This is a genomic window from Stenotrophomonas sp. KH_036_B, assembly GCF_057839485.1.
This window is the reverse complement of record NZ_CM174491.1, coordinates 2918063-2944486: the sequence shown is the minus strand read 5'-3', so window position 1 is coordinate 2944486 and position 26424 is coordinate 2918063. Positions and strand designations below refer to the sequence as shown.

At 66.5% G+C, this 26424-nt stretch carries 30 protein-coding genes and 1 tRNA gene; 22 read left to right on the top strand and 9 right to left on the bottom strand.

The window, feature by feature from the left end; genetic code table 11:
• Nucleotides 1-486 precede the first annotated feature (486 nt).
• Both AC3ITN_RS13220 and AC3ITN_RS13215 read left to right on the top strand, forming a co-directional pair.
• Nucleotides 487-1659, top strand: a complete 1173-nt coding sequence (locus tag AC3ITN_RS13220) for a glycoside hydrolase family 18 protein (protein WP_489390803.1) — start codon at nucleotides 487-489, stop codon at nucleotides 1657-1659.
• A gap of 74 nt (nucleotides 1660-1733) precedes the next feature.
• On the top strand, nucleotides 1734-3311 hold the full coding sequence (locus AC3ITN_RS13215; protein WP_489390802.1) for a winged helix-turn-helix domain-containing protein: 1578 nt from the start codon (nucleotides 1734-1736) through the stop codon (nucleotides 3309-3311).
• Here AC3ITN_RS13215 and AC3ITN_RS13210 read toward each other — a convergent pair.
• The 4 genes from AC3ITN_RS13210 to AC3ITN_RS13195 form a co-directional block, all read right to left on the bottom strand.
• Nucleotides 3280-4356, bottom strand: coding sequence for a serine hydrolase domain-containing protein (locus tag AC3ITN_RS13210; RefSeq protein ID WP_489390801.1), 1077 nt, complete (start codon nucleotides 4354-4356; stop codon nucleotides 3280-3282). The genes AC3ITN_RS13215 and AC3ITN_RS13210 overlap by 32 nt on opposite strands.
• 215 nt (nucleotides 4357-4571) lie before the next feature.
• On the bottom strand, nucleotides 4572-6137 hold the full coding sequence (locus AC3ITN_RS13205) for a PepSY-associated TM helix domain-containing protein (protein WP_489390800.1): 1566 nt from the start codon (nucleotides 6135-6137) through the stop codon (nucleotides 4572-4574).
• A gap of 10 nt (nucleotides 6138-6147) precedes the next feature.
• Nucleotides 6148-6411 (bottom strand): hypothetical protein, encoded by a 264-nt coding sequence (locus AC3ITN_RS13200; RefSeq protein ID WP_313344643.1) that lies wholly within the window; start codon nucleotides 6409-6411, stop codon nucleotides 6148-6150.
• Nucleotides 6411-6842, bottom strand: a complete 432-nt coding sequence (locus tag AC3ITN_RS13195) for a hypothetical protein (RefSeq protein ID WP_489390799.1) — start codon at nucleotides 6840-6842, stop codon at nucleotides 6411-6413. Before AC3ITN_RS13195 ends, AC3ITN_RS13200 begins: the two co-directional genes overlap by 1 nt.
• 452 nt (nucleotides 6843-7294) lie before the next feature.
• Between AC3ITN_RS13195 and thrS the strand changes: the two genes are divergently transcribed.
• From thrS to AC3ITN_RS13135, 12 genes are all read left to right on the top strand, one after another.
• Nucleotides 7295-9199 (top strand): threonine--tRNA ligase, encoded by a 1905-nt coding sequence (gene thrS, locus AC3ITN_RS13190; RefSeq protein ID WP_313344649.1) that lies wholly within the window; start codon nucleotides 7295-7297, stop codon nucleotides 9197-9199.
• A gap of 48 nt (nucleotides 9200-9247) precedes the next feature.
• Nucleotides 9248-9787, top strand: coding sequence for a translation initiation factor IF-3 (infC, locus tag AC3ITN_RS13185; RefSeq protein WP_172407481.1), 540 nt, complete (start codon nucleotides 9248-9250; stop codon nucleotides 9785-9787).
• A 386-nt stretch (nucleotides 9788-10173) separates the two neighbouring features.
• Nucleotides 10174-10371 carry a 50S ribosomal protein L35 gene (gene rpmI, locus AC3ITN_RS13180; RefSeq protein WP_017355265.1) on the top strand — a complete coding sequence of 66 codons (198 nt, stop codon included), beginning with the start codon at nucleotides 10174-10176 and terminating at the stop codon, nucleotides 10369-10371.
• 10 nt (nucleotides 10372-10381) lie between these two features.
• Complete coding sequence (gene rplT / locus AC3ITN_RS13175; RefSeq protein ID WP_017355264.1) at nucleotides 10382-10741, top strand: 50S ribosomal protein L20; 360 nt, start codon at nucleotides 10382-10384, stop codon at nucleotides 10739-10741.
• Between the two features lie 192 nt (nucleotides 10742-10933).
• Entirely contained in the window at nucleotides 10934-11929 is a 996-nt protein-coding gene (locus tag AC3ITN_RS13170; RefSeq protein WP_489390798.1) for a phenylalanine--tRNA ligase subunit alpha, read from the top strand.
• A 58-nt stretch (nucleotides 11930-11987) separates the two neighbouring features.
• Nucleotides 11988-14381, top strand: coding sequence for a phenylalanine--tRNA ligase subunit beta (pheT, locus tag AC3ITN_RS13165; protein ID WP_489390797.1), 2394 nt, complete (start codon nucleotides 11988-11990; stop codon nucleotides 14379-14381).
• Between the two features lie 26 nt (nucleotides 14382-14407).
• Nucleotides 14408-14707, top strand: coding sequence for an integration host factor subunit alpha (locus AC3ITN_RS13160; protein ID WP_005410432.1), 300 nt, complete (start codon nucleotides 14408-14410; stop codon nucleotides 14705-14707).
• Nucleotides 14688-15044: a MerR family transcriptional regulator gene (locus AC3ITN_RS13155; RefSeq protein ID WP_068853353.1), complete on the top strand. Its 357-nt coding sequence runs from the start codon at nucleotides 14688-14690 to the stop codon at nucleotides 15042-15044. Before AC3ITN_RS13160 ends, AC3ITN_RS13155 begins: the two co-directional genes overlap by 20 nt.
• A gap of 67 nt (nucleotides 15045-15111) precedes the next feature.
• Nucleotides 15112-15188 (top strand) — tRNA-Pro (locus tag AC3ITN_RS13150).
• Between the two features lie 305 nt (nucleotides 15189-15493).
• Nucleotides 15494-15685: a hypothetical protein gene (locus AC3ITN_RS13145; protein ID WP_489390796.1), complete on the top strand. Its 192-nt coding sequence runs from the start codon at nucleotides 15494-15496 to the stop codon at nucleotides 15683-15685.
• Between the two features lie 85 nt (nucleotides 15686-15770).
• Nucleotides 15771-16403 carry a hypothetical protein gene (locus tag AC3ITN_RS13140; RefSeq protein ID WP_489390795.1) on the top strand — a complete coding sequence of 211 codons (633 nt, stop codon included), beginning with the start codon at nucleotides 15771-15773 and terminating at the stop codon, nucleotides 16401-16403.
• 1 nt (nucleotide 16404) lies between these two features.
• On the top strand, nucleotides 16405-16554 hold the full coding sequence (locus AC3ITN_RS13135; protein WP_489390794.1) for a hypothetical protein: 150 nt from the start codon (nucleotides 16405-16407) through the stop codon (nucleotides 16552-16554).
• A gap of 53 nt (nucleotides 16555-16607) precedes the next feature.
• On the opposite strand, the gene AC3ITN_RS13130 is transcribed toward AC3ITN_RS13135, so the two are convergent.
• Nucleotides 16608-17063 (bottom strand): hypothetical protein, encoded by a 456-nt coding sequence (locus tag AC3ITN_RS13130; RefSeq protein WP_313344664.1) that lies wholly within the window; start codon nucleotides 17061-17063, stop codon nucleotides 16608-16610.
• A 471-nt stretch (nucleotides 17064-17534) separates the two neighbouring features.
• Between AC3ITN_RS13130 and AC3ITN_RS13125 the strand changes: the two genes are divergently transcribed.
• The 4 genes from AC3ITN_RS13125 to AC3ITN_RS13110 all read left to right on the top strand — a co-directional run bounded on the left by AC3ITN_RS13125 (nucleotide 17535) and on the right by AC3ITN_RS13110 (nucleotide 20245).
• Entirely contained in the window at nucleotides 17535-17972 is a 438-nt protein-coding gene (locus tag AC3ITN_RS13125; RefSeq protein ID WP_489390793.1) for a GNAT family N-acetyltransferase, read from the top strand.
• A 264-nt stretch (nucleotides 17973-18236) separates the two neighbouring features.
• Nucleotides 18237-19244 (top strand): HWE histidine kinase domain-containing protein, encoded by a 1008-nt coding sequence (locus AC3ITN_RS13120; RefSeq protein WP_489392933.1) that lies wholly within the window; start codon nucleotides 18237-18239, stop codon nucleotides 19242-19244.
• Nucleotides 19241-19639, top strand: coding sequence for a response regulator (locus tag AC3ITN_RS13115; RefSeq protein ID WP_313344670.1), 399 nt, complete (start codon nucleotides 19241-19243; stop codon nucleotides 19637-19639). The genes AC3ITN_RS13120 and AC3ITN_RS13115 overlap by 4 nt, the downstream gene beginning before the upstream one ends.
• Nucleotides 19640-20071: 432 nt before the next feature.
• The gene (locus AC3ITN_RS13110; protein WP_313344673.1) at nucleotides 20072-20245 is read left to right on the top strand and encodes a DUF1328 domain-containing protein; all 174 of its coding nucleotides are present in this window, start codon (nucleotides 20072-20074) and stop codon (nucleotides 20243-20245) included.
• A 489-nt stretch (nucleotides 20246-20734) separates the two neighbouring features.
• Here the strand turns inward: AC3ITN_RS13110 and AC3ITN_RS13105 are convergent, their stop codons facing one another.
• The 4 genes from AC3ITN_RS13105 to AC3ITN_RS13090 form a co-directional block, all read right to left on the bottom strand.
• Nucleotides 20735-21505: a transporter gene (locus AC3ITN_RS13105; RefSeq protein WP_489390792.1), complete on the bottom strand. Its 771-nt coding sequence runs from the start codon at nucleotides 21503-21505 to the stop codon at nucleotides 20735-20737.
• 67 nt (nucleotides 21506-21572) lie between these two features.
• Nucleotides 21573-21995 (bottom strand): hypothetical protein, encoded by a 423-nt coding sequence (locus AC3ITN_RS13100; RefSeq protein ID WP_313344682.1) that lies wholly within the window; start codon nucleotides 21993-21995, stop codon nucleotides 21573-21575.
• Nucleotides 21996-22033: 38 nt separating this feature from the next.
• On the bottom strand, nucleotides 22034-22267 hold the full coding sequence (locus AC3ITN_RS13095) for a hypothetical protein (RefSeq protein WP_489390791.1): 234 nt from the start codon (nucleotides 22265-22267) through the stop codon (nucleotides 22034-22036).
• Between the two features lie 2 nt (nucleotides 22268-22269).
• Nucleotides 22270-23046 (bottom strand): MipA/OmpV family protein, encoded by a 777-nt coding sequence (locus tag AC3ITN_RS13090; protein WP_489390790.1) that lies wholly within the window; start codon nucleotides 23044-23046, stop codon nucleotides 22270-22272.
• A gap of 117 nt (nucleotides 23047-23163) precedes the next feature.
• Here AC3ITN_RS13090 and AC3ITN_RS13085 point away from each other — a divergent pair, with 117 nt between their 5' ends.
• The 4 genes from AC3ITN_RS13085 to AC3ITN_RS13070 all read left to right on the top strand — a co-directional run bounded on the left by AC3ITN_RS13085 (nucleotide 23164) and on the right by AC3ITN_RS13070 (nucleotide 26356).
• Nucleotides 23164-23838 (top strand): response regulator transcription factor, encoded by a 675-nt coding sequence (locus AC3ITN_RS13085; RefSeq protein ID WP_489390789.1) that lies wholly within the window; start codon nucleotides 23164-23166, stop codon nucleotides 23836-23838.
• Entirely contained in the window at nucleotides 23835-25190 is a 1356-nt protein-coding gene (locus tag AC3ITN_RS13080; protein ID WP_313344692.1) for a sensor histidine kinase, read from the top strand. Before AC3ITN_RS13085 ends, AC3ITN_RS13080 begins: the two co-directional genes overlap by 4 nt.
• Before the next feature lie 272 nt (nucleotides 25191-25462).
• Nucleotides 25463-25666, top strand: coding sequence for a hypothetical protein (locus tag AC3ITN_RS13075; protein WP_489390788.1), 204 nt, complete (start codon nucleotides 25463-25465; stop codon nucleotides 25664-25666).
• 138 nt (nucleotides 25667-25804) lie between these two features.
• On the top strand, nucleotides 25805-26356 hold the full coding sequence (locus AC3ITN_RS13070) for a DUF3011 domain-containing protein (RefSeq protein ID WP_489390787.1): 552 nt from the start codon (nucleotides 25805-25807) through the stop codon (nucleotides 26354-26356).
• Nucleotides 26357-26424: the final 68 nt, after the last annotated feature.

Genomic DNA, 26424 nt, shown 5'->3' with positions numbered 1-26424 from the left:
CTGCGAAGGTTCCTCTACAGCGGCTGCCGGTGAATCGAGCGCCGGGCCGCCTTACCCTTTCCGGCGAATGTCCCCCGGCGTCGGCCTGCGGCCGCCCCCTCCTCCTTTACTTCGCCTACAAGGGCAAGGCGACCCGGCACTCGACCCACGGGCGTTGCGTCGTGCTCCGGCTTTTCCCTGCGAACCGCAAGCCGAGCCCCGTCGCGGGCGGTAGGTCCCTGGCAAAGTAAAGGAGGAGGCGGCGGCGCAGGCCGACGCCGGGGGACATTTGCATAGGGGCCTGCCGGCCGCGGCGAGGCCCTCAACGCGCGCGGCAGATCCAGTCGAAGACCGCGCACCACGCTTCTAAGCTGCCCCGGCCCGAGGCCACGCAGTCGACCAGCAGGCGCCCCACAGGCGTGTCCGCTGGACAGATTCGCAGGACAACGCGCCAACAGGGATCGTGCCCTGCTAACGTTGCCGCTAATCCTCGTTGCTGGAGCTGCCATGTCCCGTCCGTTCGTCGCCCTGCTGGGCGCCGCCATTGCGATCGCGCTCCCGCTCGCCGGCCATGCCGCGCCGCCGTCAGGCGCGGTGGTCGGCGCCTACTACCCCGGTGGCTCCGCCGAGCGCTACCCGGTATCCGCCATTCCGGCCGATACGCTGACCCATCTGTTCTACGCCTTCGCCCGCATCGACGATGGCAGGTGTGTCGTGGATGAAAATGCCCCGGCGCACTTCCAGGCGCTGGCCGCGCTCAAGCGCGAACACCCGCAGTTGCACACCATGATCTCCATCGGTGGCTGGAATGCAGGTGGGTTTTCCGATGCCGCACTGACCGCTGACAGCCGCCAGCGGTTCGTCCGCTCGTGCATCGCCTTGTTCTTCGAACAGTACCGCGGCAGTTTCGACGGCGTGGACATCGATTGGGAATTCCCCGTCTACGGCGGCCCGCTGGAGATTACCGACCGCCCGGAGGATCGGCGCAACATGACCCTGCTGGTGCAGGAATTCCGCCGCCAGCTGGACGCGCTCGACACTGGGCGTGGGCCGCACCGGCTGCTCACCGCCGCGCTGCCCGCCGGTCGCGTGCAGACCTATGGTCCTTACGATCCCGCGCTCAGCTACGAACTCAAGGCACTGGGGCAGGCGCTCGATTTCATCAACCTGATGAGCTACGACATGGGCACCGGCTTCTCCAAGGTGTCCACCTTCAACGCGCCGCTGCGCGAGGTGCCGCAGGACCCGCTCGCACCGGAACAGCGCCGCTGGAACAGCGTGGAAGGCGCGGTGCAGTACTACCGCCAGCACGGCGTGCCGGACGACAAGCTGGTGGTGGGCGTGCCGTTCTATGGGCGTGGCTTCAAGGTCACCACGGAATCTGCCGATGGCCTGTACCAGCCGTACAGCGCCCCGTTCGAAGCAGGCGACTGGCGCCGCATCCAGCGCGAGTTCCTGGACACGCCCGGTTGGCAGCGCCACTGGCACCCGGTGGCGCAGGCCCCGTGGCTGTACAACGCGGCCGAGAAGGTCTTCATCAGCTACGAAGACCCGACCTCGATCGCGCTGCGTGCGGACTACGCCAAGGCCCAGAAACTGCGCGGCGTGTTCACCTGGGAACTGACCGGCGACGACGACAGCGGCAGCCTGTTGAAGGCCATGGCCGCACCGTTCAAGTGACGTTGACCGCACGCTGATTGCACCCCGGTTGCTGGGGTGTAACGCCCCGGGTGGGCCTGCACTATGCTTGCCGCATGAGTACCGTTCAACTGCTGGATCTACAGATCGACCGCGCCTCGCAACAGGTGCGGCGCGGTGACGTGGTGTTGCCGGTGAGCGGGCTCAGTTGGCGCCTGCTGGACTGCCTGCTGGAGCACGGCACCGACGTAGTCGACTTCGATACGCTTGCCCGGCAGGTGTGGGCGCCGGCGGTGGTTGGCGAGGATGCCATCAGCCAGCGGGTGAAACTGCTGCGCCAGGCATTGGGGGATGACAGCCGCCAGCCGCGCTACGTGCGTTCCGTGCGCGGCCGTGGCTACCAGCTGTGTGCACCGTTGCAGCATTCGGCACCCGCACCCCCGCAGGATCGCGCGCTTGAGCCGAAGCGACGCTGGGCGTGGCCGGCAACCGGTGTTGCGGCTGCCCTCGTCGCGGTGGTCGCCGTGATCGTCGCATGGCCGCGCAGCGCGCCACGTTCGCCGGCCGATCCGGTGCTGCAGCGTGCGGGCTACTACGCCGGCATCGGCCAGGCCAGCAACAACGACCGCGCCATCGTGCTGTACCGGCAGGCGCTGCAGATCGATCCGGATTCGGCGGCGGCCCGGCGCGGACTCGCGCGTGCGTTGGCGGCCGACGCCTGTCTGTTCAACGGCACCCGCGAGCATGCGGAGGAGGCGCTGGTGCTGGCTGGACAATCACTGACGGCCGCGCCCGACGATGCGGTGGCGTTCGCGGCGCGCGGCTATGCACACGATTGCCTGGGCGACATGTCGCGGGCGATGGCCGACTACGAACAGGCGCTGCGGCGCGACCCTCAGGATGAGCGCACGCGCGCCTCGCTTGCGTATCTGCAGCAGGAGAAGGGGCGGCTGGCGCAGGCGCTCCAGGCCAACCTCGCGTTGAAGGCGCCCGAGCGGGTCCGGTTCCGCGATGTGCAGGTCGCGCGCGAACTGGAGCTGCTCGGCTTCACCGATGCCGCCGCCCGGCGCCACGCGCACAACTTCCAGCTGTTTCCGGACAACGTCTTCAGCAACATCGCCTGGCCGCGCAGCCTGCTGGCCATGGGCGAGCAGGGCAAGGCACGGCAGGCACTGGACCAGGCCCTCGCACGCGGCACCCCGCATCCGGAGTTGCTGCGCCTGCAGGGCGAGCTGCTGTTGATGGACGGCGATACGCAGGGCGCGGCGCAGGCCTTCGAACACAGCCGCCAGCTGCGCCCGCAGCAGTCGATGGGGCAGACGCTGGCCGGACTGTACGGTGCCGGCACGGCCACGCCCGAGTGGCTCACCGCCCGCCTGCGTGCCCTGAAAGAACAGGCAGACGACGGCTGGTCGGACACCGCGCTTGAGCGTGCCTTGCTGCACCAGGCGCAGGGCGATGCAGGCGCGGCGATGGCCGACCTGCACGCTGCCGTGGACGCAGGCTTCCGCGACGCCGCGTGGCTGCGCGTCAGCCCGCTGTTCGCGCCCCTGCGCAGCGCGGCGGGGTGGGAGCGTCTGCTCGCCCGCATCGACGCGGACGTTGCCACCCAGCGCGCACAGGTGCTGTCCGCGCCGTGGCGCCCCGATGACCTGAAGGGTCTCAGCGCAACGCAGGCAGCAGGAACTCGGTAAGCACGCGGCGCGACTGCGGGTGGGCATAGTTGCGGTTGTAGGCCCGGCTGGTGACCACCGCGACCAGCTTCTTCTCCGGCATCACGAACACGTAGTTGCCGCCGTTGCCGGACATCGCCCACACCGTGATTTCCTTGCCGTCCACCGGCAGCTTCAAGCCCCACCACTGGTAGCCGTAGTCGCTGCCATCGCCGGCCTGCGCCTGCGGACGGATCATGGCCTGCACATAGGTGGCCGGAATGACCTGCTTGCCCTGCCAGCGCCCGCCGGCCAGCACCAGTTCGCCCAACCGGGCCAGGTCACGGCTGCGGTAGCGCGTGCCACCGCCGCCCATGCCGATGCCCTCGGGCGACCGGTTCCAGTGGCTGTTGGCAATGCCCAGCGGGCGCTCCAGCGCCTGCGCGGCGTAGTCGGCCAGCGGCATCTTCGTGGCCCGTTCCACCACCGCGCCCAGCACGAACGAATTGGCGGTGCAGTAGGCATGCGCGCGGCCGTGCGGGCTGTCCTCGGGCCGGGTCATCCACGGTGCGAATCCCTTCACCGGCAGCGACAGCGCGAAGTCCAGCCAGCGCTCGGTGACATACATGCGCTCTTCGTTGCCGCTGGAAAACTGGTTCTGGTCATCGCACTCCCACAGGCTGCTCATGGTGAGCAGGTCTTCGACCGTGGTGCCGAGCAGGCGCGGATCGACGGTGTGGTGCGCGGTGAATTCGGGGAAGTAGTCGTAAACGCGCGCCTGTACCCCGGGCAGGTGGCCGTCGCCGATGGCCGCACCCACCAGCATCGCGGTCACGCTCTTGCTGGCCGAGCGCACATCGTTCAGGGTCTCGGCATCGGCGCCGTTGAAGTAGTGTTCGTAGGCCACCTTGCCATCCACCAGCAGCAGCACGCTGGTGACCTGCTTGATGTCCTCGCTGGCAATGGCGGCTTCCAGCGCGGTGAGTTGGGCAGGGTCCAGCCGCGCCGGCGCCGCCATGGTGGCGATGGGCAGGAAGGTGGTGAGAGACAGGATCAGGGCGGGGAAACGCAGTGTAGTTCGACGCATGGGTGGAGCTCCTTGGGTGAGGGGCCCACTACGCCAGCAGCGCATCTGAAGTGCTGGAAAAGCGCCTGAAGATTTCTGAAAGGCGCCCACCCCGGGGGGGGTAGAGCCACGCCCTGCGTGGCTTCGCGGTGCTGGAACATTCCGTAGAGCCACGCCCTGCGTGGCTTCGCGGTCCACACCGAAGAGCAGCCACGCAGGGCGTGGCTCTACGCGTGTCAGGTGGCTGCGGCCCACACGCTGTTCGGGTCGCCGTGTAGTGCCCGGCGGCGCGTTGCGCGTGCCATCGCGGCAAACCCCAGCGCCATCGCCAGCGCCACACCGTCCACCCAGAACAGCGGCCAGTAACCGCGCGCCGCGCTGGTCCACAGCCACAGCCCGCTCATTGCCCCGTGCGCCACCGGGATCAGCGCGGTGACGATGGCTGCCGCCCACAGCAGCTCCACGGCGGCCTTCGACGGCGCACGCAGCGCCGCCCACAGGGCGCAGCCGCCCCAGACCAGGAAGCAGGTCCAGCGCATGCCACGGTCGGCCTGCGCCGGGGCCAGGTGCTCCAGCAGCTGCACGCTGACGAACGCCGCCGACACCGCCACGCACAGGCCGATGCACACGCCCACGGTGGCCCGCGCCATGTTGATCTGCGCGCGCCCCTGCGTGACCTGGCGGCGCTTGCGGCGCGACTCGATCCACAGCAGGTTGCCCGAATAGAACAGGAACGCACCGCCCAGGCCCAGCGCGAAGTACAGCCACGGCACCAACCCGTTGCCGAACTCGCCAAAGTGCAGCGCATAGGCGGTTGCCAGCGTGGCGTGGTTGGCGTCGCGCTGGCCGGGCAGCTGGGTATGCAGCAGATCGCCGGTATTGGCATCCAGCGCCACCGCACCCAGCGGACCCAGCGACACGCCGCCGTCGCCGGTGATCTCGATGGTCGCGTTGGCATCGCCGGCATTGGCCAGCTTCAGGTAGGCCGGCTCGAACCGCGCCTGGCCATGGTCGTTGGCCACCGCGATGGCGCGTGCATGCAGCATCGCCAGGCTGCCCGCGCGGACCGGCGCATTGGCCGGCGCGCGGATCGGCGCGGTATCGGTCGCCGTCGGCAGTGCCGCCAGCAGGTTGTTGTCGTAGATCAGCGGATTGAGCGCGGCCATCTGCAGGAACATCAGGCACAGCAGCGCGCCGGTGACCGCGAACAGCAGGTGGAAGGGCAGGCTGAGCACGCCGATCACGTTGTGCGCGTCCTGCCACATCTGCTTGAGGTTGCGGCCCGGGCGCAGCGCGAACAGGTCGCCGACCAGCTTCGGCAGGTGGATCACCAGCCCCGACAACAGCGCCAGCCCGTACAGCAGGCTCACCACGCCCATCAGGTAGATGCCCGCCACCGGCAGCCCCAGCGTGTAGTGCAGTTCGTTGACCAGCTCGGCCAGGCCGGCCTGCGGTGGGGTCGGGCTGCCGTCCACGTGGTCGGCCCAGGCGAACAGCCAGGTGCCTTTGGCGTCCTGCCAGTAGGCGATGGACTGCGGTGTTTCCGCGCCGGGGAAGGTCATGCCCACGTGTTTGCGGGCATCGGGGTGCCTGGCCAGCACCCCATCGAGCAGGCGCTGCGCATCGTCGAGCGTCTGCGCGGGCTGTTCCATGCCCTGCGGCGACTGCCACAGCGGCAGGTCGTGGTGGAACACGGTGATGGCACCGGCATAGAACGCCACGAACAACGCAAAGCCGGCGACCAGGCCAACCCAGGTGTGCAGGGTGGTGAACGTACGCAGGGTGAGCGAGCTGAATTTCATCGGATAGGCCTCACTGCACCCAGTGGAAGTGGCGCAGCAGCCACAGCAGCGCAAAGCCGAGCGCGGCGCTGGCACTGAGCCAGAGCCATGCGCGCAGCCCGGTACGGAACGCAAACGCCCACAGCGCTGCCAGCATCCACAAGGGCGTGAACGCGACCATGCTCGGCACGATCACCGACTGCCACGGGCCCGGCGGCAGCCAGGCGATCAGGCCGCTGGCCGCGGCGGCCACGAAGAACCCGGCACACAGGCCGGCAAGTGCACGTGCCCACATCAGCGTCGCGCCTCCGCGTCCGGTCGCGTCCACGCGGCCAGGTAGGGCAGGGCCAGGGCGGTGAGCATCCAGCCGGCCAGCGTCACGCAGAAGCCGGTGGCCAGGCCGAGCTGGCCCATCCACAGCCACAGCGACGTGGCCGCGGCGACGAGCCCGAGCTGGCGACCCAGCCGGCCGGCGCGGCGCAGGCGTGGCCAGCGGCAGTGCGGGGAGGCGGCGTAGAAGGCCAGTGCAGAGAAGGCCGAGGCGGCACCGGCCAGGCCGCAGTACAGCAGCCCAAGGGCGTCCGCGCTCAGCATGGAAGTGCGGTGCAGGGCAGGGGCGTGCGGGCCGTAGGGGCGGCGCAGGGCATGGGAGTCCTTGGGGAAGCAGGAGGGGCCGGGCGTGACGGCAGCCTGCGCATGGTAATCATTGCCGTTTTCGCGCGCCACACGGGCCTATTCAGACGCGCGTGCGCCGGTCGTGCATGGAGCCGGCCAGCGGCCGGCACTACCCTAGGAGCCGGCCAGCGGCCGGCACTACAGGGAGCCGGCCAGCGGCCGGCACTACAGGGAGCCGGCCAGCGGCCGGCACTACAGGGAGCCGGCCAGCGGCCGGCATTACCCTAGGAGCCGGCCAGCGGCCGGCACTACTGATTGGGCATCGCCACGGGTTTGGTTTAAGATCAGGGCATCCACCTCGAGGCAACAAGGTGACCCGCGCCAAGCGCCGGTCCAGCGTGTGACATGAGCACTACCACCGCCCAGCGCTGAACGTCCGACGGCTCCTTGCCCAGGCGCCTTCGTGGCGCTTTTCTTTTATCCGGCGGCGCACCCGGACACCCTCGACTCCGTTTCCCCGGCCTGCCTCGCAGGCCCACAAGCACAAAGCCCAAAGCCCAGTCATGATCGCGATCACGCTCCCCGACGGCAGCCGCCGTGAGTTCGAAAACCCCGTCAGTGTCATGGACGTCGCCCAGTCGATCGGCGCCGGCCTGGCCAAGGCCACCATCGCCGGTTCGGTGGACGGCACCCTGGTTGATGCCAGTGACGTCATCGACCATGACGCGAGCCTGCGCATCATCACCGCCAAGGACGAGGAGGGCGTGGAGATCATCCGCCACTCCTGCGCCCACCTGGTGGGTCATGCGGTGAAACAGCTGTACCCGGACGCCAAGATGGTGATCGGCCCGGTGATCGCCGAAGGTTTCTATTACGACATCCAGTCCGAGCGTCCGTTCACGCCCGAAGACATGGCCGCGATCGAGAAGCGCATGGGCGAGCTGATCGCCCAGGACTACGACGTGGTCAAGAAGGTCACCCCGCGCGCCGAGGTCGTCGAGATCTTCAAGGCGCGTGGCGAGGACTACAAGCTGCGCCTGATCGAAGACATGTCCCCTGACATCCAGGCCATGGGCATGTACTACCACCAGGAATACGTGGACATGTGCCGCGGCCCGCACGTGCCGAACACGCGCTTCCTGAAGGCCTTCAAGCTGACCCGCATCTCCGGCGCGTACTGGCGCGGCGATGCGCAGAACGAGCAGCTGCAGCGCATCTACGGCACCGCCTGGGCCGACAAGAAGCAGCTCGAGGCGTACATCAAGCGCATCGAAGAAGCCGAAATGCGCGACCACCGCCGCATCGGCAAGCAGCAGGACCTGTTCCACCTGCAGGAAGAGGCCCCGGGCCTGGTGTTCTGGCACCCCAAGGGCTGGGCGCTGTGGCAGGTGGTCGAGCAGTACATGCGCAAGGTCTACCGCAAGAGCGGCTACGGCGAAGTGCGCTGCCCGCAGATCCTGGACGTGAGCCTGTGGAAGAAGTCCGGTCACTGGGACAACTACCAGGACAACATGTTCTTCACCGAATCGGAGAAGCGCACCTATGCGGTCAAGCCGATGAACTGCCCGGGCCATGTCCAGGTGTTCAACCAAGGCCTGCACAGCTACCGCGACCTGCCCATCCGCTACGGTGAGTTCGGTTCGTGCCACCGCAACGAGCCGTCCGGCGCGCTGCACGGCATCCTGCGCGTGCGTGGCTTCACCCAGGACGACGGCCACGTGTTCTGCACCGAGTCGCAGATCGAAGCGGAAGTGACCGCCTTCCACCAGCAGGCGCTGGCGGTGTACCAGCACTTCGGCTTCGACGACATCCAGATCAAGATCGCCCTGCGCCCCGAATCGCGCCTGGGCGACGACGCCACCTGGGACAAGGCCGAAGGCGCGCTGCGCTCGGCGCTGTCCACCTGTGGCGTGGAATGGCAGGAGCTGCCGGGCGAGGGTGCCTTCTACGGCCCGAAGATCGAGTACCACCTCAAGGACGCCATCGGCCGTACCTGGCAGCTGGGCACCATGCAGGTCGATTTCATGATGCCCGGCCGCCTCGGCGCCGAGTACGTGGACGAAAACAGCCAGAAGAAGCACCCGGTCATGCTGCACCGGGCGATCGTGGGCTCCATGGAGCGCTTCATCGGCATCCTGATCGAGCACCATGCCGGTCAGTTCCCGTCCTGGCTGGCTCCGACCCAGGCCGTGGTGGCCAATATCACCGATGCGCAGGCTGAATACGTCCAGGAAGTAACCAAAACCCTTGCAGATCAAGGGTTCCGGGTAACGGCCGATTTGCGCAATGAGAAGATCGGTTATAAGATTCGCGAGCATACGCTGCAGCGGGTCCCGTACCTGCTGGTGGTGGGCGACCGTGAGAAGGAAAACGGCGCCGTGGCCGTGCGTACGCGCTCTGGCGAGGATCTGGGCAGCATGTCCGTCCAGGCCTTCATCGAGCGGTTGCAGGCAGAACAGTCTGTGTAAGAAAGTCCCGGCCCTGCGGATGATCCGCTCAGGGCCGGTTTGATTCCTCTGGGAGATTGCAATATCAGTACCCCTGACAACAAACAGAACCGCAAGAATCAGGAAATCCGGGTGCCGCGCGTACGCGTGATCGGCAGTGACGGTGAAATGATTGGCGTGTTGACGCGTGACGAAGCGCTGTCGATGGCCGAAGACGAAGGTCTGGACCTGGTCGAGATTCAGCCGCAGGCTGATCCGCCGGTCTGCAAGATCATGGACTTCGGCAAGTTCAAGTTCGAAGCGCAGAAGAAGGCCAACGAGGCCAAGAAGAAGACCAAGCAGGTCGAGATCAAGGAAGTGAAGTTCCGCCCGGTCACCGATGAAGGCGACTACCAGATCAAGCTGCGCAAGATGCGCGGTTTCCTGGAAGAGGGTGACAAGATCAAGGTGAACATCCGCTTCCGTGGTCGTGAAATGAGCCATCAGGAACTGGGTCGCGAAATGGCCAACCGGATCGAAGGTGATCTGGGCGAGGACATCGTGATCGAGTCCCGTCCGCGCCTGGAAGGCCGGCAGATGGTCATGATGATCGCGCCGAAGAAGAAATAACCCGTGGTGACACGCGCTGCGTGTCCTGCGCGGTACCGGACTGCCGCCCGGTAGAGCCACGCCCTGCGTGGCTTCGCGGACCCGGACCACGCGCCGCCACGGCGCGCGTGGCCCAGCGGCGCGGCGTCCCGTTCAGGTTTCCGGCCTTCAGCCCGGCAAACCCCGTCCGATCAACAGCTTGCACCCGTTCCCCGACCCATGCATAATGGGCGACCCCGTTTTTTTGCGGGGCTGCTGTTTTGAACGGTTTCAAGCTTTTCAACGGCAACAGGACCGGCCTGGTTCCCAGTGGGGATCCCGGGCTTACAAGCAGGCAAGGGCACGGACGGAAAGTGTGGCAATGCCACCGCCCTGGTCAGTGACAAAACATCATCAAGGACATTGCAATGCCCAAGATCAAGACCAACCGGGCGGCGGCCAAGCGCTTCCGCAAGACCGCGTCCGGCAAGTTCAAGGCTGGCCACGCCAACCGTAGCCACATCCTCACGAAGAAGTCGACCAAGCGGAAGCGCAATCTGCGTCAGACGAACCATGTTCGTGCAGAAGACGCAGGCCGTTTGAACCGTATGCTTCCCTACCTCTGAGGACTGACCCATGGCACGAGTAAAGCGTGGCGTACAGGCGCGTCGCCGCCACAAGAAAATTCTGACCCTGGCGAAGGGTTACTACAACGCTCGCCGCAAGGTCTTCCGCGTTGCCAAGCAGGCCGTCATCAAGGCACAGCAGTACGCCTACATCGGTCGTAAGCAGAAGAAGCGCAACTTCCGTTCGCTGTGGATCACCCGCATCAACGCGGCTGCCCGCATCAACGGCCTGAGCTACAGCCGTTTCATGAATGGCCTGCTCAAGTCGGGTATCACCCTGGACCGTAAGGTGCTGGCCGATATCGCCGTGCACGACGCAGCTGGTTTTGCTGCACTGGCCGAAAAGGCCAAGGGCGCGCTGGCGGCATAAGTCCATTCCCCGCCGTTGCCGTGCAAACGCAACGGCTGCGGGTAAGGCAATGCATGGGGAAGGGCGCGAGTCCTTCCCCATTCTTTTTTGTGGTGGCGGCAGCCCAACCGGGTGCCGTCCCGACAGCGGTGGCGACGGGGGTCGGCCCGGCGCGCATCGCGAAGACATACCGACGCGAGGTCCAGGCTATCCATGAGTGACATCCAATCCCTGACCACCCAGGCGCTGGCCGACGTGGCCGCCGCCCAGAGCCCCGATGCGCTGGAAGCCCTGCGCGTGGCCCTGCTGGGCAAGAGCGGCAGCATCACCGCACAGCTCAAGCAGCTGGGCACGCTGCCCGCCGACGAGCGCAAGGCCGCCGGCGAAGCCATCAACCTCTCCCGGGACGCGCTGACCCGCGCGCTGGGCGAACGCAAAGCCGTGCTGGAGAACGCTGCGCTCGACGCGCGCCTGGCCGCCGAAGCAATCGACATCACCCTGCCGGGCCGCCGCGCCGAACGCGCTGGCCTGCATCCGGTCACGCGCACCCTGGAGCGCATCACCGAGATCTTCGGCCGCCTGGGCTACGAGCTCTCCGAAGGCCCGGAAATCGAAGACGACTGGCACAACTTCGAAGCCCTGAACTTCCCGCCGCACCATCCGGCGCGGGCCATGCACGACACCTTCTACTTCGGCGACGGCCGCCTGCTGCGCACGCATACCTCCGGGGTGCAGGTGCGCTACATGGGCGACCACGCGCCGCCGCTGCGCATGATCGCCGCCGGCAAGGTGTACCGCAGCGACAGCGACCAGACCCATTCGCCCATGTTCCACCAGGTGGAAGGCCTGCTGGTGGATGAGCATTCGACCTTCGCCGACCTCAAGGGCACCCTGTCCGAGTTCGTGCGCGCGTTCTTCGAGCGCGATTTCGACATGCGCTTCCGCCCCAGCTACTTCCCGTTCGTTGAACCCGGCGCGGAAGTCGATATCGCCTGGCAGCAGCCCGACGGCAGCACCCGCTGGCTGGAAGTGCTCGGCTGCGGCATGGTCCATCCGAACGTGCTGCGCAACGTGGGCATCGACCCGGAGCGCTACACCGGCTTCGCTTTCGGCCTGGGTGTGGAGCGCTTCGCCATGCTGCGTTACGGCGTCAACGACCTGCGCGCGTTCTTCGAGAACGACGTGCGGTTCCTGAAACAATTCGCGTAACGCCGAAAACATTCATCACGGCTCCAGGCGCCTGCGCCGGGCCCCCCAGGGTGACACCATGAAATTCTCTGAAAACTGGCTGCGCAGCCACGTTCCCACCACCGTCTCGCGTGATGAACTCGGCGCGGTGCTGACCGCCATCGGCCTGGAAGTCGAAGAAGTCACCGACCTCGGCGTTGGCCTGGACCACGTGGTGGTGGCGCGCATCATCGCCGCCGAACGCCATCCCGAAGCCGACCGCCTGCAGATCTGCCAGGTCGATGCCGGGCAGGGCGAGCAGCTGCAGATCGTGTGCGGCGCGCCGAATGCGCGCCCGGGCCTGGTCGCGCCGCTGGCGATGATCGGTGCGAAGATCGGCGACCTCAACATCAAGGCGGCCAAGCTGCGTGGCGTGGATTCCAACGGCATGCTGTGCTCGGCCAAGGAACTGGGCCTGGACACCGATGCATCGGGCTTGTTCGAGCTGCCCGACGACGCCCCGGTGGGCCAGCCCCTGGTCGAGTATCTGGGCCTGCCCGATGCCAGCATCGAGATCAAGCTCACCCCCAACCGTGCCGACTGCTTCAGCGTGCGCGGCATCGCCTTCGACGTGGCCGCCGCGTGCGCCAGCGAAGTGGTGCCGTTCGCTGCCGCCCCCGTCGCCGCCGTGGGCAGCCGTGAACTGAGCATCGCCCTGGACGCCGGCGCTGAAGCGCCGCGTTTCGTCGGCCGTGTCATCGAGGGCGTCAACCCGCGCGCCGCCACCCCGTTGTGGATGGCCGAGCGGCTGCGTCGCAGCGGCGTGCGTCCGGTGTCGCTGCTGGTGGACATCACCCAGTACGTGATGCTGGAGCTGGGCCAGCCGATGCATGCCTACGACCTGGGCACCCTGCAGGGCAGCATCGGCGTGCGCCGTTCGCGTGCCGGCGAAACCGTGAAGCTGCTTGACGGCCGCGATGCCGCGCTGGACGACAGCTTCCTGGTCGTGACCGACGCCGACCGTCCGGTGGCGCTGGCCGGCCTCATGGGCGGCTTCGACACCCGCGTGACCGACGACACCACCGCTGTGTTCCTGGAAGCCGCGCACTTCGCGCCGGCCGCCATCATGGGCCGTGGCCGCAAGCTGGGCCTGCACACCGATGCCGGTCACCGCTTCGAGCGCGGCGTGGACCCCGCGCTGCCGCGCACCGCGGTTGAATACGCCACCCGCCTGATCCTGGACCTGGCTGGCGGTACGCCCGCCCCGGTGACCGAGGCGGTGCGCGAGGCAGACCTGCCGGCTACCGCGACCATCGTGCTGCGCCGTGCGCGCATCGCCCGCGTGCTGGGCATCCAGATTGCCGATGCCGAGGTGGAGCGCATCCTGCGCGCGCTGGGCATGGACGTGGCCGCCGCCGCCGCCGCCGCCGCCGATGGCTGGCAGGTCACCGCCCCCAGCCGCCGCTTCGACATCGCCATCGAAGAAGACCTGATTGAAGAGCTGGCCCGCATCCATGGCTACGAGCGCATTCCCACCACCCTGCCGGGCGGTGCCGCGCGGATTGCCATGCCCAGCGAGACCCGCCTGGACGAGCTGAGCAGCCGCCGCCAGCTGGTCGCCCGCGACCTGCAGGAAACCATCAACTACGCCTTCGTCGATGCCGCGCTGCTGGCCCACTGGCAGCTGCACGACAACGTGGTGGCACTGGCCAACCCCCTCTCGGCCGAGCTCGCCGTGATGCGCCCGGCGCTGCTGCCGGGCCTGGTGGCCACGCTGGGCCGCAACGCCGCCCGCCAGCAGGCCACCGTGCGCCTGTTCGAGCTGGGCCGCGTGTTCCACCCGCAGGCCGGGGAGGGCACGCCCGCACCGCTGGAAACCCAGCGCGTGGCGGCCGCCGTTTGTGGCGATGCCGACACCCAGCAGTGGGGCCTGGCCACCCGCAAGGTCGATTTCCATGACCTCAAGGGCGACCTCGAATCGCTGGCCGCCGCGTCCGGCGCCGCGCTCAGCTTCGTGCCCTCGACCCGCCCGTACGGCCACCCGGCGCGTTCGGCCGAGGTGCTGCGCGAGGGTGTGAGCCTGGGCTGGATCGGCCAGATCCACCCGCGCCTGGCCAAGGCCATGGACATCGACGTGGACGTGTTCGCCTTCGAGCTGGACCTCGCCCCGCTGGCGGCCCGCAGCCTGCCGCGTGCCAGCGAGCTGTCGCGGTTCCCGTCGGTGCGCCGCGACCTGGCGTTCCTGGTGCCCGAGGCGGCGGCCTGGGCCGACCTGGAAGCCACCCTGCGCCGTGCCGTGGGCCCGTTGCTGCGGCAGGTGACCCTGTTCGACCGTTACGTGGGCCAGGGGGTCGAGCCGGGCTTCAAGAGTCTCGCTATGGGCTTGATTTTGCAGGACAAGTCGCGCACTCTGACGGACCGCGACGTGGATGCGGTGGTCACCGAGGCGGTGGCTGCAATGGAGCGTGAACACCACGCCCGGATCCGCGGTTGAGCGGGCAGCATGGGGGGTAGCAGGCAATGGCATTGACGAAGGCCGAGATGGCCGAAAAGCTGTTCGACGAAGTGGGTCTGAACAAGCGCGAAGCCAAGGAATTTGTCGACGCGTTCTTCGATGTGCTGCGTGAAGCATTGGAACAGGGACGTCAGGTGAAGCTGTCCGGCTTCGGCAATTTCGACCTGCGGCGCAAGAACCAGCGCCCGGGCCGCAACCCGAAGACCGGTGAGGAAATTCCGATTTCCGCCCGTACGGTGGTCACCTTCCGTCCGGGCCAGAAGCTCAAGGAAAGGGTAGAGGCATATGCTGGATCCGGGCAGTAACCGCGAGCTTCCGCCGATACCGGCCAAGCGCTACTTCACCATTGGTGAAGTCAGCGAGCTGTGCGATGTGAAGCCGCACGTGCTGCGCTACTGGGAAACCGAGTTTCCCAGCCTGGAACCGGCCAAGCGCCGCGGCAACCGCCGCTACTACCAGCGCCACGACGTGCTGATGGTGCGCCAGATCCGCGGCCTGCTCTATGAGCAGGGCTACACCATCGGCGGCGCCCGCCTGCGCCTGGAAGGTGCCGGCGCCCGCGACGAGTCGGCGCTGAGCAACCAGATCATCAAGCAGACGCGCATGGAGCTGGAAGAAGTGCTGCAGTTGCTCCGTCGCTGAACCATTTTTCGATCAAACCCGTTATACTTGTCGGCCTGCTGCAAAGCAGGGACAACACCAGCATCATCGGGGCGTAGCGCAGCCTGGTAGCGCATCTGCCTGGGGGGCAGAGGGTCGTCGGTTCAAATCCGGCCGTCCCGACCATTGTTGGTGTCACGATCAAGGGTTCGCACTTCAGGTGCGAGCCCTTTTTTGTTTCACCGCGGTTTGAGTGATGCGGGTGACACACTCGATAGCACTGTTGGGCGGAAAGCGACCGATTCTGGGCTGGACGCCACAAACGGCTTAGGACACTGATACGGATACTGTCGGCAGGATACGTCTCTGATGTGTAAGTGTTTTCTCGAAGTCTGGATGGCGGGTTCCCTACAGTCGCCTCGTCAGCGCTTGACACCAAATCAGATCTTCGTTGCTACGATCGCCAAGTAGAACACTCACAGGGCCTTCGTATGGCGATGCAGAACAAAAGCGCTGATGTCGCGATGTCTCATGCGCCGGTGATCCGCAAGAAAAAGGCTGAGAAGCTGGCGGCGTCCGCCGAATCGATTGCCGACGCACTACATCGCCAGCCTGCTCAGGCGTTCGGCCTTGAGAGCGCGCTCTCTGCTTTCACTGACGTGCAACTCCGGCGGGGATCCTAATCGAACAATGATGCAGCGCTCTAGAGCCAAACTCTTATTGGTCGTGTTCACTAGTGTGCGTAAGCGTGCGGTATGTGCGCTCAGGATGGAAATGCAGCCAAAACCACTCATCCAGCTTGCGTTCACCGCGCTCGGTGCGGTGATTCTCTCTGCCTGTGTTCATTCCGCCAGCGAATTGTCGATCACCCAAGGGCCTTCCAGCATGTCAACAAGTTCTCCCGACCCGACTCAGGACCAAGGGGCCACTGCAGAGTTCCTTCTCCTTCGACTTATCGAGCTGATAAAGCAAAGCAGGTCTGCCCAGGATTTCAGTCCTGATCGCGTCGCAGAAATCATGCAGCGGCCGGTGACGATCTTTGCTCCCAATCATTTTGGCTATAGCGGAAGGCTCACATCGGAATGGAGCTATACGTTTGACGTTGAGGATGGCAACTCACCAAACGTTCGACTAGATCTCGACTTCATTGATACAACGCCTGGTCGCTCTGCAGCTGCCACCGATATATGTAAAGTCGATTTCTACCATTTTGCTTCCGAGCTGGAGAAGGGTGGATTTACTCGAACCACTATTTATGGAGAGCACGGCGCTGTGGTGTATGACCGCTTTGACCGTCCAAGGCTCAGCATAAACGTCTCTTCCATTGGTGAGGCGTCCCTGTCTCCCGAGAGGGCTCGACACAGCTGCGTGCGACTGGTAACTGTCCAATACGGAACATAGGTTGCAGGCGGGCTACGCGCGGTTGCTCGCGTACAAGCGCCTGCACTGCCTTGATATTCCCGACGACTACCGGTACATGGATCCGCAGTTGGTAGCGTTGATCGATGCCAAGGTCACGTTGCTCCTGACATCTGATGGCCGGGCGAAGTGATGCCGTGGCTTGGCTGCGACCGGCAGGCGTGTATGTCCGCTGCTATCCGTCGGTCACGACAGCGGTAGGGCCATGCAGGGAGCATCATCCAAATCCACGATGGAGATCAGCGCCAGGAGATTCCTCAGCGTCAGGTCTTCGACCGTTCCGGGGCAGCGCTCAAGTACCTCAAACAGCTTGAGCAGGTGGACCATCGGAAGGTCGTAAATGCGCAGCAGCTTGCGGGCTACGCGGAACAGGTCGTGCTTTGTCGCGTCGTCCTTGCCTATCAGGCAGTTCACGTGGGACACGTAAGGGCCCTTGGGGCCTGTGGACCAGATGGCCAATTGGAGTTCGTCCAGCGTCATGGCGCCGAATGTCTTCCCGGTGGCATCGAGGTGGTCTTCGAGATAGGTCACAAGCGCGGCCCAGTTGGCGCTGTTCCATTCCAGGGCGTCAGCCAGCAGGCCGAGGTCGTTCGCGTAATCAACGGTAGTGTCGGTAGGTGCGGCCAAGGTGTCGTATGACATGGCGGGATTCCTTTGGGGTTCTTGGAATCCGCTGCCCCGCTGCAAATCGAGGTGGCGGACGGTACGCGGTTTGCAGACCGGTCAAAGGACACCCGGTAGGCCTTGCGGCCTCCGCGCACCGCCCGCCATGAACATGGCAAGTATCGCCCATCGACGATACACGGCGAGCAGAAAGCGCCGTGCATCGGTCGATGGGCGCTGGTGCGCCTTTGAATGCGGGCTGCAAAACCCGGTCGCCGATTGTGCGGCGACACGGGGATGCTGCGCTTGGCGTGCGAGGGCAGTCAACGCGCAATGGTTCGAACTGTGAGCGCGGATACCACTTCGCTTCCGCGAATCTGACTTCTATGTCGCAAGTGCCATCGGACGGACCAGTGGCGCCCATTCGCTGATTCGCAACGCAGGATCAGCTAGTGTCTATAGCGTCATTTCTGACCACGCTGGGTAGATAAACATATGACGACAAGACGATTGCGCGCCGAAGATCTGGAGGAAGCCAGCGCGGTATGCATGGCGTCCTTCATGGCGGCCGTTGCACCGTCGCTGTCGCCGCTGGGCGTGGAGACGTTTGCAGGCATTGTCTCGGCTGACGGGTTCGCCAATCGCATGTCGGACGAAAATGACATGTTCGTGTTCGAGCTGGCTGGGCGCGTGGTGGGAGTGGCCGAGCTGATGGGCGGGCAACACGTGGCCACCCTGTTCGTGCGTCCTGATTGCCAGGGGCAGGGGATTGGGCGGGCGCTGATGGGCGCCTTGCTCGCTTGCGCTTGTGGCGACCTTGTCACGGTGCGGGCCTCGTTGGGGTCGGTTCCGTTCTACGAGCGGTATGGGTTCCGGGTGTCCGGGCCGGTCGGGGAATACGCGGGGCTGGTCTACCAGCCCATGGAGAGGGCGCTGGCGCGGCCATAGGGACACGCCATGCGTGTCTGCGCTTCGTTCCGGGGTCATGAACGGATCGACGTCTTCGGTCGTGGCCAAACGTCGGTGGGTGCCCGGCGCGGCATTGGCGTGGCTTCGGGGGGCTTGTGCCGCGCTTCGCGCGGTTGACACGCGCGGCGTGTCACTACGCAGTGCTGCATGCGCCGGACGATGGGGATGGCAAACCGCAAACGTGATCCCATTTTCACGCGGCCGCTCCTATCCTGCGTGGAAATGAACAGGGTCCAAGCCGTGCTGCTGGAGCAGGAAGACAACACCGCGAAGTGGCGCATCTACGAGGCCCTGCTGCAGGCGACGCCGGATCTGACCTACGTGTTCGATCTGCAGCACCGCTTCATCTATGCCAACAAGGCGCTGCTGGACATGTGGGGCTTGCGCTGGGACCAGGCGATGGGCAAGACCTGCCTGGAGCTGGGGTACGAGCCGTGGCATGCGGCCATGCACGACGCGGAGATCGAGCGGGTCATTGCCACCCGCCTGCCGGTGCGCGGCGATGTGCCGTTCCCGCACGCTACCGAGGGCGTGCGCACCTACGATTACATCTTCACCCCCGTGATCGGGCCGGACGGCGCGGTGGAGGCCATTGCCGGCAGCACCCGTGACGTTACCGATCGCAAGCGGCATGAAGAGCACCTGCAGTTGCTGGTCAACGAGCTCAACCACCGGGTCAAGAATTCACTGGCCATGGTGCAGTCCATTGCCCGGCAAACCCTGCGCAGCGCGGCCGGGTTGGACGATGCCAGCGACAAGATAGAAGACCGCCTGCTGGCGCTTGCCAGCGCGCATGACGTACTGACCCGCGAAAACTGGCACAGCGCGGACATCACCGAACTGGTCGGCGCGGTGGCAGCGCTGCACGGCACAGGCGATGGCCAGCGCTTCGACGTGCACGGCGAGTCGTGCCGGCTGGACCCGCGCCGCGCGGTGGCGTTGTCCATGGCGCTGCACGAACTGGGCACCAATGCGGTCAAGCACGGGGCGCTGTCCGCGCCGGAAGGGCGCGTATGTGTGCAGTGGCAGCGGCGCGAGGTGGACGGGCAGCAGCGCATCGAGCTGGTGTGGCAGGAGCTGGGCGGCCCACCGGTGCAGGCACCGGCGCAGCTGGGCTTCGGCGCACGCCTGCTGGAACGCGGGCTCAAGCACGACCTGGGCGGCGAGGTGGACCTGGCATTCGAGCCGGGTGGGCTGCGCTATCGGGTGTCGATGCCGCCGGCCGCCGATGGCGAGCAGGTGCACGCATGAGCGCCCGTGTGCTGCTGGTCGAAGACGAATCGCTGGTGGCGATGATGGTCGAAGACTGCCTGGTGGAACTGGGCTACGAGGTTGTTGCGCTGGCGGGCACCGTGGACGGTGCGCTGGACGCGCTGCAGCAGCAGGTCATCGACCTGGCCGTGCTGGACGTCAACCTGGGCGGCACGATGTCCTTCCCGGTGGCGCAGGCACTGGAGGCGCGGGGCATTCCGTATCTGTTCCTGACCGGCTACGACCGCAGCGTGATTCCCGAACCGCTGCAGCATCGCTATGGGCTGCAGAAGCCCTTCCGCATGCGCGATCTGGATAGCGCGCTGCACTCCCTGCAGGCGCCGGAAAGCGGCGCCGGTACGGCAACCGACGGCGACGCTCCGGTCCTGCGCTGAGCGCGCAGGCCGACGCGCGTCAGGTAATGGCGCGGATCACTTCTTCAATCAGCACGACATAACAGGCTACAAAATAGACCTTGAGCAGTGCGGGATGCTGCTTGGAGACGAATGCGCGCATGACGTTCGAGGGCTGGATGGGACGTCATCATTGTGACCAAGCTGTGAAATTGCGGCAATGGTCACACATTTAGCGATGTGATGACTTTGCGTTTAAAAAGCCTGCAAATTCAGTGGCTTGTGGATTGTCCCAAACGCATTGACCTTACCGTTCGTCGGAAAAGTCCTACAGACAGTGTGAAGACAGCGTGCTAGCGCTCACGCCGAATCTGCCGTCTTCACACGCCGCGTGCGACCCATTCACGAGCGTGGGACACGGCGATCGCTAGCGTGAAGGCTTGTCAGTCATCCCGATCCGGGTAAAGGAACAACATGATCAAGTGGGCCATCATTTTCGCCATCATCGGCCTCATTGCCGGTGCCCTGGGCTTCGCCGGCATCGGTGGCGCGGCCATCGGCGTGGCCAAGTTCCTGTTCTGGGCGGGCATCATCATTGCCGTCATCCTGTTCCTGCTGGGCATGACGGTGGCCAAGAAGGTCAGTTGACATCGCCATGGGCACAGCCGTGAGCAAGGGTCTGCGGGTCACCGCAGGCCCTCGCTGCCCCGGCGGGCGCACGTCCGGCAGAATCCAGAAGCCGTTGTCCAGATACGGGCGGCGGGCGTCCTTTTCTTCTTCAGGACACACCGCACTGCCACGTTGGGCAGCCTCGTCATCGACATCGCCTGACGGCATGCCGGCCTCAACCTGAAGCTGCCGCAGCACGGCGTCGAAGGCGTCAGCGGCGGATTCCGCGCCGCCAGGATCGGCTTCATCTGTGTCCATGCCAGGGGGCTGCTGCTCAACAGTTGGGGGGAGTCGCATCGCGTGCCGTTTGCTGCCACAGGGTGGGACGAGCACGGTGGCGCGGCAGAGCACAGCGTTCAACCAAACGAGTTGCAGTTGGCTGGCGTTCGGAGGATTCCGATCAGGCTGACGCCAGCACGCTATCGATGCATCCACAGACGCCACGGTGCGCCGGACGCTCCCCACCGCTCAATCGAAGTAGAATGACACCCCCAGCCCGGCCTGTACATCCGGGCTGTTGCGGTCCAGGCCGAGATCGACGGAGGCGTCCAGCTGGGTGCGTGGCGTCACCCTCCAGGTGAGGCCTGCACCGGCGACGGACGTGGAGGGCTCGCCGTTGGTATGGGTGAATCCCGCTTCGAGGAAGCCGGTTACGGTGTCGGTAAGGGCCAGGTTGAGGCTGGGCGACCAGGTGAATGCATCCTCGCCGGCGCCGCGGGTAGCGTTGGCATACAGCGCGCCGGTCCAGCGCTCGTTGAAGGTGTACTCGTAGCTGGCGCCCAGTTCGTACTGTGTGCCGCCCTCGCCGAACGCGCGCGAACCGGTGTCGAAACTGCTGCTGGCAAGCACGGCCAGCGCGTGGCGATCGGAGCCGACGGGCAGGGCGTACTTCAGCGCGATGCCGGTGTCGCCCGCGCCACGCGTGGTGGTGGAAGGGGCGTTGCGGGGCGCCTCGCGCAGGCGGTTCCATGGGTTGCCGAACAGCTGCAGCTCCAGGTCCGCGCCCAGGCCGACGCGTAGGCGGAGGTCGCTGCCGAACTGCGTGCTCAGTGTGCCGTCGTCGTCGCGGTCACGTTCGTAATCGGGCAGGCCAAGCTCAAGCGCGACACCGCCGCGTGGCAGTGATTCGGCCGAGAATCCCAGGCCCGGGCGGTCGAAGGCGGGGGCCGCTTCGTCGTCCTGTTGCGCCCAGGCGGGCAGGGCCAGCGTTACCAGCAACAGTCCCATCCAACTACGCATTGATGCATCCACCGCCAGGAAACGGCAGCAGCTTAGCGGTGCGCCTGCAACGCGCCGTGAGGGCGTTTCAGGCCGGACGGGTCAGCGCAAGCAGGCCGTCCAGCAGGCGTGCCGCACGCGGGCGGCCATCGTCATCGATGGGGCAGGCCATCGACTGCAACCAGAACCCGTGCGCGGCACGGCGCGCGGCGGTGAGCCGGTGGTCGTCGCCTTCGCCGGGATAGCGCAGCAGCTGCGCCTGGATCCAGCGCTTGAGGGCCTGTGCGATCTCCGGGTCGGGCCGGCCGCGCGGCGCGCCGGCATCCGGATCGTGCGGCTGCAGGCAGGCGCGGAACAACGCCGTGACATAGGCGCGCGAGAAGCGCCCATGGGTGTCCGGGTCCTGGTCCACCAACGCCTGGACCGCGCGGTCGAACTCGACCAGCGCTGTGGCAAGCGCGGGTGCATCGGTCGGTTCGGTGGTGCTGAGCAGGGGGAAGGGGCGGCTCATGCGGATTCCTGGTGGCGGGGAAGGACCCACCGCGCGGTTCACTGCGCGGCGTGTGCGTGCGGAAGTTGCGGCGTGGTGGCGCCCGGTTGTGCGAGCACGTTGCGCAGCAGCGCGACGACCCGCTCGCCCTGGCCGTTGCAGGCCAGTTCGAAGGTGGTCTGGCCACCCAGTGCGGCCAATGGGGTATGCAGGATCCACTGCAGTACGCGGTTGCGGTCCGGCTCGATCTGCAGCGCCAGCGTGGCCACGCGTCGTACGATGCCCTGGCGCATGCTCAGAACCCGTAGGTGAGTGCGAGCGCTGCCGAATCCATGTGGTCGCCCACGGTCATCGGGCTGTCCTTGACCGCATCGGAAAGCAGGGTGCGGCGCAGCGAGGCGGTGGCGGTCCAGTGCGGGCCCAGCGGCATGAAGGCAGTGAGGTCCATGTACGGCGCCACGCCGCTGCCGGCGCGGTAGCGTGCAAGACCGCTGCGCTGTGCTTCTTCGGTGCTGACGCCGAAGTAATAATCGTTGAGGCTGCTGCTGGCGTAATTCGCGCCCACGCCGGGAATCAGCGTGACCCGGCCGGTCGGGATCGGGTACGCATATTTCGCATCGGCGGCCAGGCCACCGCCGTGGCCGCTGACCTCGGCCTGCACGTTGCCCTGCAGCACGCCCCATGGCGCGGTATGCCGTACCGCCACGCCGGCCATCGCCGACAGGCTGCGGTTGGACAGCTGGCGCAGCTGCACGTCGTCGGTGTCCTTGTGTTTGAAGCGCATGAAGTAGGGCGAGGCCAGCAGCGAGACTTCGGTGCGGTCGGTGTTGAACAGCGTGTAGCCGATGCTGCCGCCACGGAAGTGGAACTTCCTGCCTTCGTAGTTGATCACGGGCACCGGCAACACATCGGTGTCATAGCCGGCGTAGGGCGACTTCTGCGCGGCCACGGCCAAGCCCGCGCTGCTGCGGGGTTTGGCCCCCGGGGCGGCCTGGGCGAGCAGGCTGCCGCTGGCCAGCAGGCCCATCAGGGCGATGCCCGCTGCCGCTGTCTTCCGTGAACCGATCTGCATGTGGTGGTGCTCCTGGGGACGATCAAACCCCCATGATGTCGGCCGGACATTGTGGGAACGTTGCGCCGGAGAGCGCGGTACCATCGGCACCCATTGCCCCCACCGCCCCCCCACGCCATGCGCATCCTGCTGCTCGAAGACGATCCGGAACTGGCCAATGCGATCCAGGCCAGCCTGGGCCGCCATGGCATGGTGGTGGACGTGGTGGTGTCCATGGCGCAGGCCGCCGAAGCGCTGAAATCCTGCGTGCACCAGGTGCTGCTGCTGGACCGCCAGCTGCCCGACGGCGACGGCGCCAACTTCGTGCGGGTGGCGCGCAGCCACGTGCCCAACCTGCCGGTGATCATGCTCACCGCGCGCGATTCGGTGGCCGACCGCGTGGTCGGCCTGGACGTGGGTGCCGATGATTACCTGACCAAGCCGTTTGCGGTGGAAGAGCTGCTGGCGCGCATCCGCGCCATTTCGCGGCGACCGGCGCAGATCACCTTGCCGGTGCTGGCACTGGGGCGGCTGCAGTTCGACTTCGTGGCGCGCCAGGCCAGCGTGGACGGGGCGCTGCTGGCACTGCCGCGCCGCCAGTTGCTGGTGCTTGAAGCGCTGGCGCTGCGACAGGGCCGGACCGTGGCGCGTGCCGCGCTGCAGGAGGCGGTGTATGGGTTCGACGATGAGATCCAGTCCAATGCGTTGGACGCGCATGTATCCAAACTGCGCCGCGCGCTGGCCGATGCCGATGCGCAGGTGGAAGTGCACGTGATGCGCGGGATCGGTTACCTGCTCAAGGAGAGTGCATGAAGTTCCTCAAACCCGGCTCGCTGTCCTTCAGCCTGGCCTGGAAGATCTGCCTGATCCAGGTGGCCATGGTGTTGATCGCGCTCACCGGGATCGCGCTGGTCTACGGCGACCGCAGCACCGCTTACGTGGACTGGAAGACCAGTGAAGCGGTGGCCGATGCGATCCGCGTGCAGGGCTCGGCGTTGGAGGTGGACTGGGCGGCGGTGGATGCGGCGGCACCTGACCGCCCGTCCACGTTCTGGTTTGCTGCGGCCGACGAGCAGGGCCACCAGCTCGTGCACGGCACGGTGCCCGCCGTGTACCGCCCGCTGGTGGCGCAGTTGGCGCATGTGGAACCCACCGACGTGCGCACGCGCAGCCGTGGGCTGGAACTGGCCATGCGGGTGTGGGTGTCCGACCGCGAGGAAGGGCGGCTGCATGTGATGGTCGGGGGGCTGCCGCAACGGGGCTTCTGGCGGCAGGTGCTGGTGGTGATCGGCTACCTGGGCGGCTGGATCACGCTGCCGCTGATCGTGATCACGCTGGTGGTGGCCCCGTGGGCGATCCACCGTTCGCTGCGCGGTGTGAACCGGGTGGCTGCGCAGGCCGCGTCGATCCAGATCACCGAGCGCGGGCGCGGGCTGGATACGCATGCGGTGCCGCGCGAGATCGTGCCGCTGGTGGATGCGTTCAACGCGGCGGTGCGCCGCATCGGCGAGAGCTACGACGCGCAGGATCGCTTCCTGGTGAGTGCGGCGCACGAGCTGCGCATGCCCATCGCCATTCTGGCCACGCGCATTGCCGACCTGCCGCCGGGGCAGGTGCGTTCGCGTCTGCAACGCGACCTGGGCCGGTTGAGCAATATCGCCGAGCAGCTGCTGGACCTGCAGCGCCTTGACCACCACCGCAGCCAACACCAGCGCATCGACCTGGCGGCCCTGATCCGTGAAGTGGCCGCCGATGTCGCGCCGCTGCTCATCGATGCCGGGTATGAATTCGCGGTGGAGGCGCCGGAGGCACCGGTATGGGTGCGCGGCGATCCCGATGCGCTGCACCGGGTGATCAGCGGCCTGCTGCAGAACGCGATTGCGCATGGCGGTGGCCGTGGCCTGGTGGTGGTGGAACTGCAGCCCGGTGGTCTGCTGTCGGTGAGCGATGAAGGCGACGGCGTGCCCGAGCAGGCGCGGCAATCCATCTTCGAGCCGTTCCACCGGCTGCGCCCCAGCGGCAGCGGCAGCGGGCTGGGGCTGTACCTGGCGCGCGAGATCATGCTGCGCCATGCAGGCAGCATCGTGGCCGAGGAAGCGGCCGGCGGCGGCGCGCGGTTTGTGATGACGCTGCCGGTGGACCACGTCGAGCCTGTGCGCGGCTGACGTTGGCGGGTCCATCACCGTTGCATCAAACCGGCCCGGGCGCTTGGCCGGTAGGTCCCCGGCGGTGCGATTACCGCCATCGGGCAAATCCGCATAGGGGCGTAGGTCTGGTGCCAATATCAGACTAATCCGATAGTGCCGCGCTATGACGGGTCGTATCGTTCGGGTCAAGGAGCGCATCCGCCTCCGACCCGAACCCCGCCCCGCTGCCGTTGCGCAGCGGGGCATGAAGCGCCGTCAGCCCGCAGGGCGCCGCACGAGACGTGAACGCCATGATGATCAAAGTGCAGTGCCAGGATCGCCGCTGGCGGGTCGTACAGCCGGGCCGTGCCGATGCCGCCGACTTCGAGTGCGGCGCGACAGCGTTCGACCTGGCCGACGCGCTGGCCCGGGCACACCACGAGCAGACCGGCAGCGCCGCTGCGGTGCGGGTGGAAGTGCAGGACGCCTTCGTCGACGCGGTGCGTTACGGCTGACCCGTGCAGTCAGCTGCCCGTTGGCTAGATAAATCCCGCATGAAATCCGCGACCTTCGGCCTATAGGCGAAGCGCGCGTCTTCCCCGATCCTGTCCCCATTCACATAGGGTTTCGAGGCAGGCATGAGGAGCGACGCGATGGCGAACGGAACGCAGAAGTGGGTATGGGCCTTGTTGCCGGCGATGCTGGCGATGGGCGCGGCAGCCCAGGCGCAGCAGTATGAGCGGTACCGTGATGACGGCTACAACGATGGCCCGGTGCGCTGTGAATCCATCAAGGGCCGGACCCAGCAGTGCCCCATCCAGGGGCGCGCCCGGCTGGTGCGGCAGATTTCCGGCTCGCCGTGCGTTGAAGGCGATACCTGGGGCCAGGCCCGCAACGGGGTGTGGGTGACCAAGGGCTGCCGCGCCGAGTTCATCGCGGAAGGCCGGCGCCCGTCGCACGGTGGTGGTGGCTGGGGTGGCAACGGTGGCAACAACAACGGCGGCGGCTGGGGTGGTGGCGGGCAGGTGATCAGCTGCGATTCCAACGACCAGCGCCTGCGCCGCTGCAACGTGAGCATCCGCCGCGACGCGCGGCTGGTCCGCCAGACCTCGCGTACCGCCTGCGTTGAAGGCCGCACCTGGGGCTTCGACCGCGACGGCGTATGGGTCAACGGCGGCTGCCGTGGCCAGTTCGAGGTGCGGTAACCACGGCACCGACCGGACGGTAGAGCCACGCCCTGCGTGGCTTCGAGGTGGCGGAACCCGAGGGTAGA

What these genes read in the sequence shown, in the direction of transcription:
- AC3ITN_RS13205 (WP_489390800.1), bottom strand. Translation starts at nt 6,137, where the DNA reads ATGAAATTCAGCTCGCTCACCCTGCGTACGTTCACCACCCTGCACACC.
- AC3ITN_RS13155 (WP_068853353.1), top strand. Translation starts at nt 14,688, where the DNA reads ATGCTGGATCCGGGCAGTAACCGCGAGCTTCCGCCGATACCGGCCAAG.
- AC3ITN_RS13100 (WP_313344682.1), bottom strand. Translation starts at nt 21,995, where the DNA reads ATGAGCCGCCCCTTCCCCCTGCTCAGCACCACCGAACCGACCGATGCA.
- AC3ITN_RS13085 (WP_489390789.1), top strand. Translation starts at nt 23,164, where the DNA reads ATGCGCATCCTGCTGCTCGAAGACGATCCGGAACTGGCCAATGCGATC.
- AC3ITN_RS13095 (WP_489390791.1), bottom strand. Translation starts at nt 22,267, where the DNA reads ATGCGCCAGGGCATCGTACGACGCGTGGCCACGCTGGCGCTGCAGATC.
- AC3ITN_RS13105 (WP_489390792.1), bottom strand. Translation starts at nt 21,505, where the DNA reads ATGCGTAGTTGGATGGGACTGTTGCTGGTAACGCTGGCCCTGCCCGCC.
- AC3ITN_RS13070 (WP_489390787.1), top strand. Translation starts at nt 25,805, where the DNA reads ATGGCGAACGGAACGCAGAAGTGGGTATGGGCCTTGTTGCCGGCGATG.
- AC3ITN_RS13140 (WP_489390795.1), top strand. Translation starts at nt 15,771, where the DNA reads ATGGAAATGCAGCCAAAACCACTCATCCAGCTTGCGTTCACCGCGCTC.
- AC3ITN_RS13145 (WP_489390796.1), top strand. Translation starts at nt 15,494, where the DNA reads ATGGCGATGCAGAACAAAAGCGCTGATGTCGCGATGTCTCATGCGCCG.
- AC3ITN_RS13110 (WP_313344673.1), top strand. Translation starts at nt 20,072, where the DNA reads ATGATCAAGTGGGCCATCATTTTCGCCATCATCGGCCTCATTGCCGGT.
- AC3ITN_RS13220 (WP_489390803.1), top strand. Translation starts at nt 487, where the DNA reads ATGTCCCGTCCGTTCGTCGCCCTGCTGGGCGCCGCCATTGCGATCGCG.
- AC3ITN_RS13130 (WP_313344664.1), bottom strand. Translation starts at nt 17,063, where the DNA reads ATGTCATACGACACCTTGGCCGCACCTACCGACACTACCGTTGATTAC.
- AC3ITN_RS13115 (WP_313344670.1), top strand. Translation starts at nt 19,241, where the DNA reads ATGAGCGCCCGTGTGCTGCTGGTCGAAGACGAATCGCTGGTGGCGATG.
- AC3ITN_RS13160 (WP_005410432.1), top strand. Translation starts at nt 14,408, where the DNA reads ATGGCATTGACGAAGGCCGAGATGGCCGAAAAGCTGTTCGACGAAGTG.
- rpmI (WP_017355265.1), top strand. Translation starts at nt 10,174, where the DNA reads ATGCCCAAGATCAAGACCAACCGGGCGGCGGCCAAGCGCTTCCGCAAG.
- AC3ITN_RS13080 (WP_313344692.1), top strand. Translation starts at nt 23,835, where the DNA reads ATGAAGTTCCTCAAACCCGGCTCGCTGTCCTTCAGCCTGGCCTGGAAG.
- AC3ITN_RS13090 (WP_489390790.1), bottom strand. Translation starts at nt 23,046, where the DNA reads ATGCAGATCGGTTCACGGAAGACAGCGGCAGCGGGCATCGCCCTGATG.
- thrS (WP_313344649.1), top strand. Translation starts at nt 7,295, where the DNA reads ATGATCGCGATCACGCTCCCCGACGGCAGCCGCCGTGAGTTCGAAAAC.
- rplT (WP_017355264.1), top strand. Translation starts at nt 10,382, where the DNA reads ATGGCACGAGTAAAGCGTGGCGTACAGGCGCGTCGCCGCCACAAGAAA.
- AC3ITN_RS13075 (WP_489390788.1), top strand. Translation starts at nt 25,463, where the DNA reads ATGATGATCAAAGTGCAGTGCCAGGATCGCCGCTGGCGGGTCGTACAG.
- AC3ITN_RS13210 (WP_489390801.1), bottom strand. Translation starts at nt 4,356, where the DNA reads ATGCGTCGAACTACACTGCGTTTCCCCGCCCTGATCCTGTCTCTCACC.
- pheT (WP_489390797.1), top strand. Translation starts at nt 11,988, where the DNA reads ATGAAATTCTCTGAAAACTGGCTGCGCAGCCACGTTCCCACCACCGTC.
- AC3ITN_RS13200 (WP_313344643.1), bottom strand. Translation starts at nt 6,411, where the DNA reads ATGTGGGCACGTGCACTTGCCGGCCTGTGTGCCGGGTTCTTCGTGGCC.
- AC3ITN_RS13170 (WP_489390798.1), top strand. Translation starts at nt 10,934, where the DNA reads ATGAGTGACATCCAATCCCTGACCACCCAGGCGCTGGCCGACGTGGCC.
- AC3ITN_RS13215 (WP_489390802.1), top strand. Translation starts at nt 1,734, where the DNA reads ATGAGTACCGTTCAACTGCTGGATCTACAGATCGACCGCGCCTCGCAA.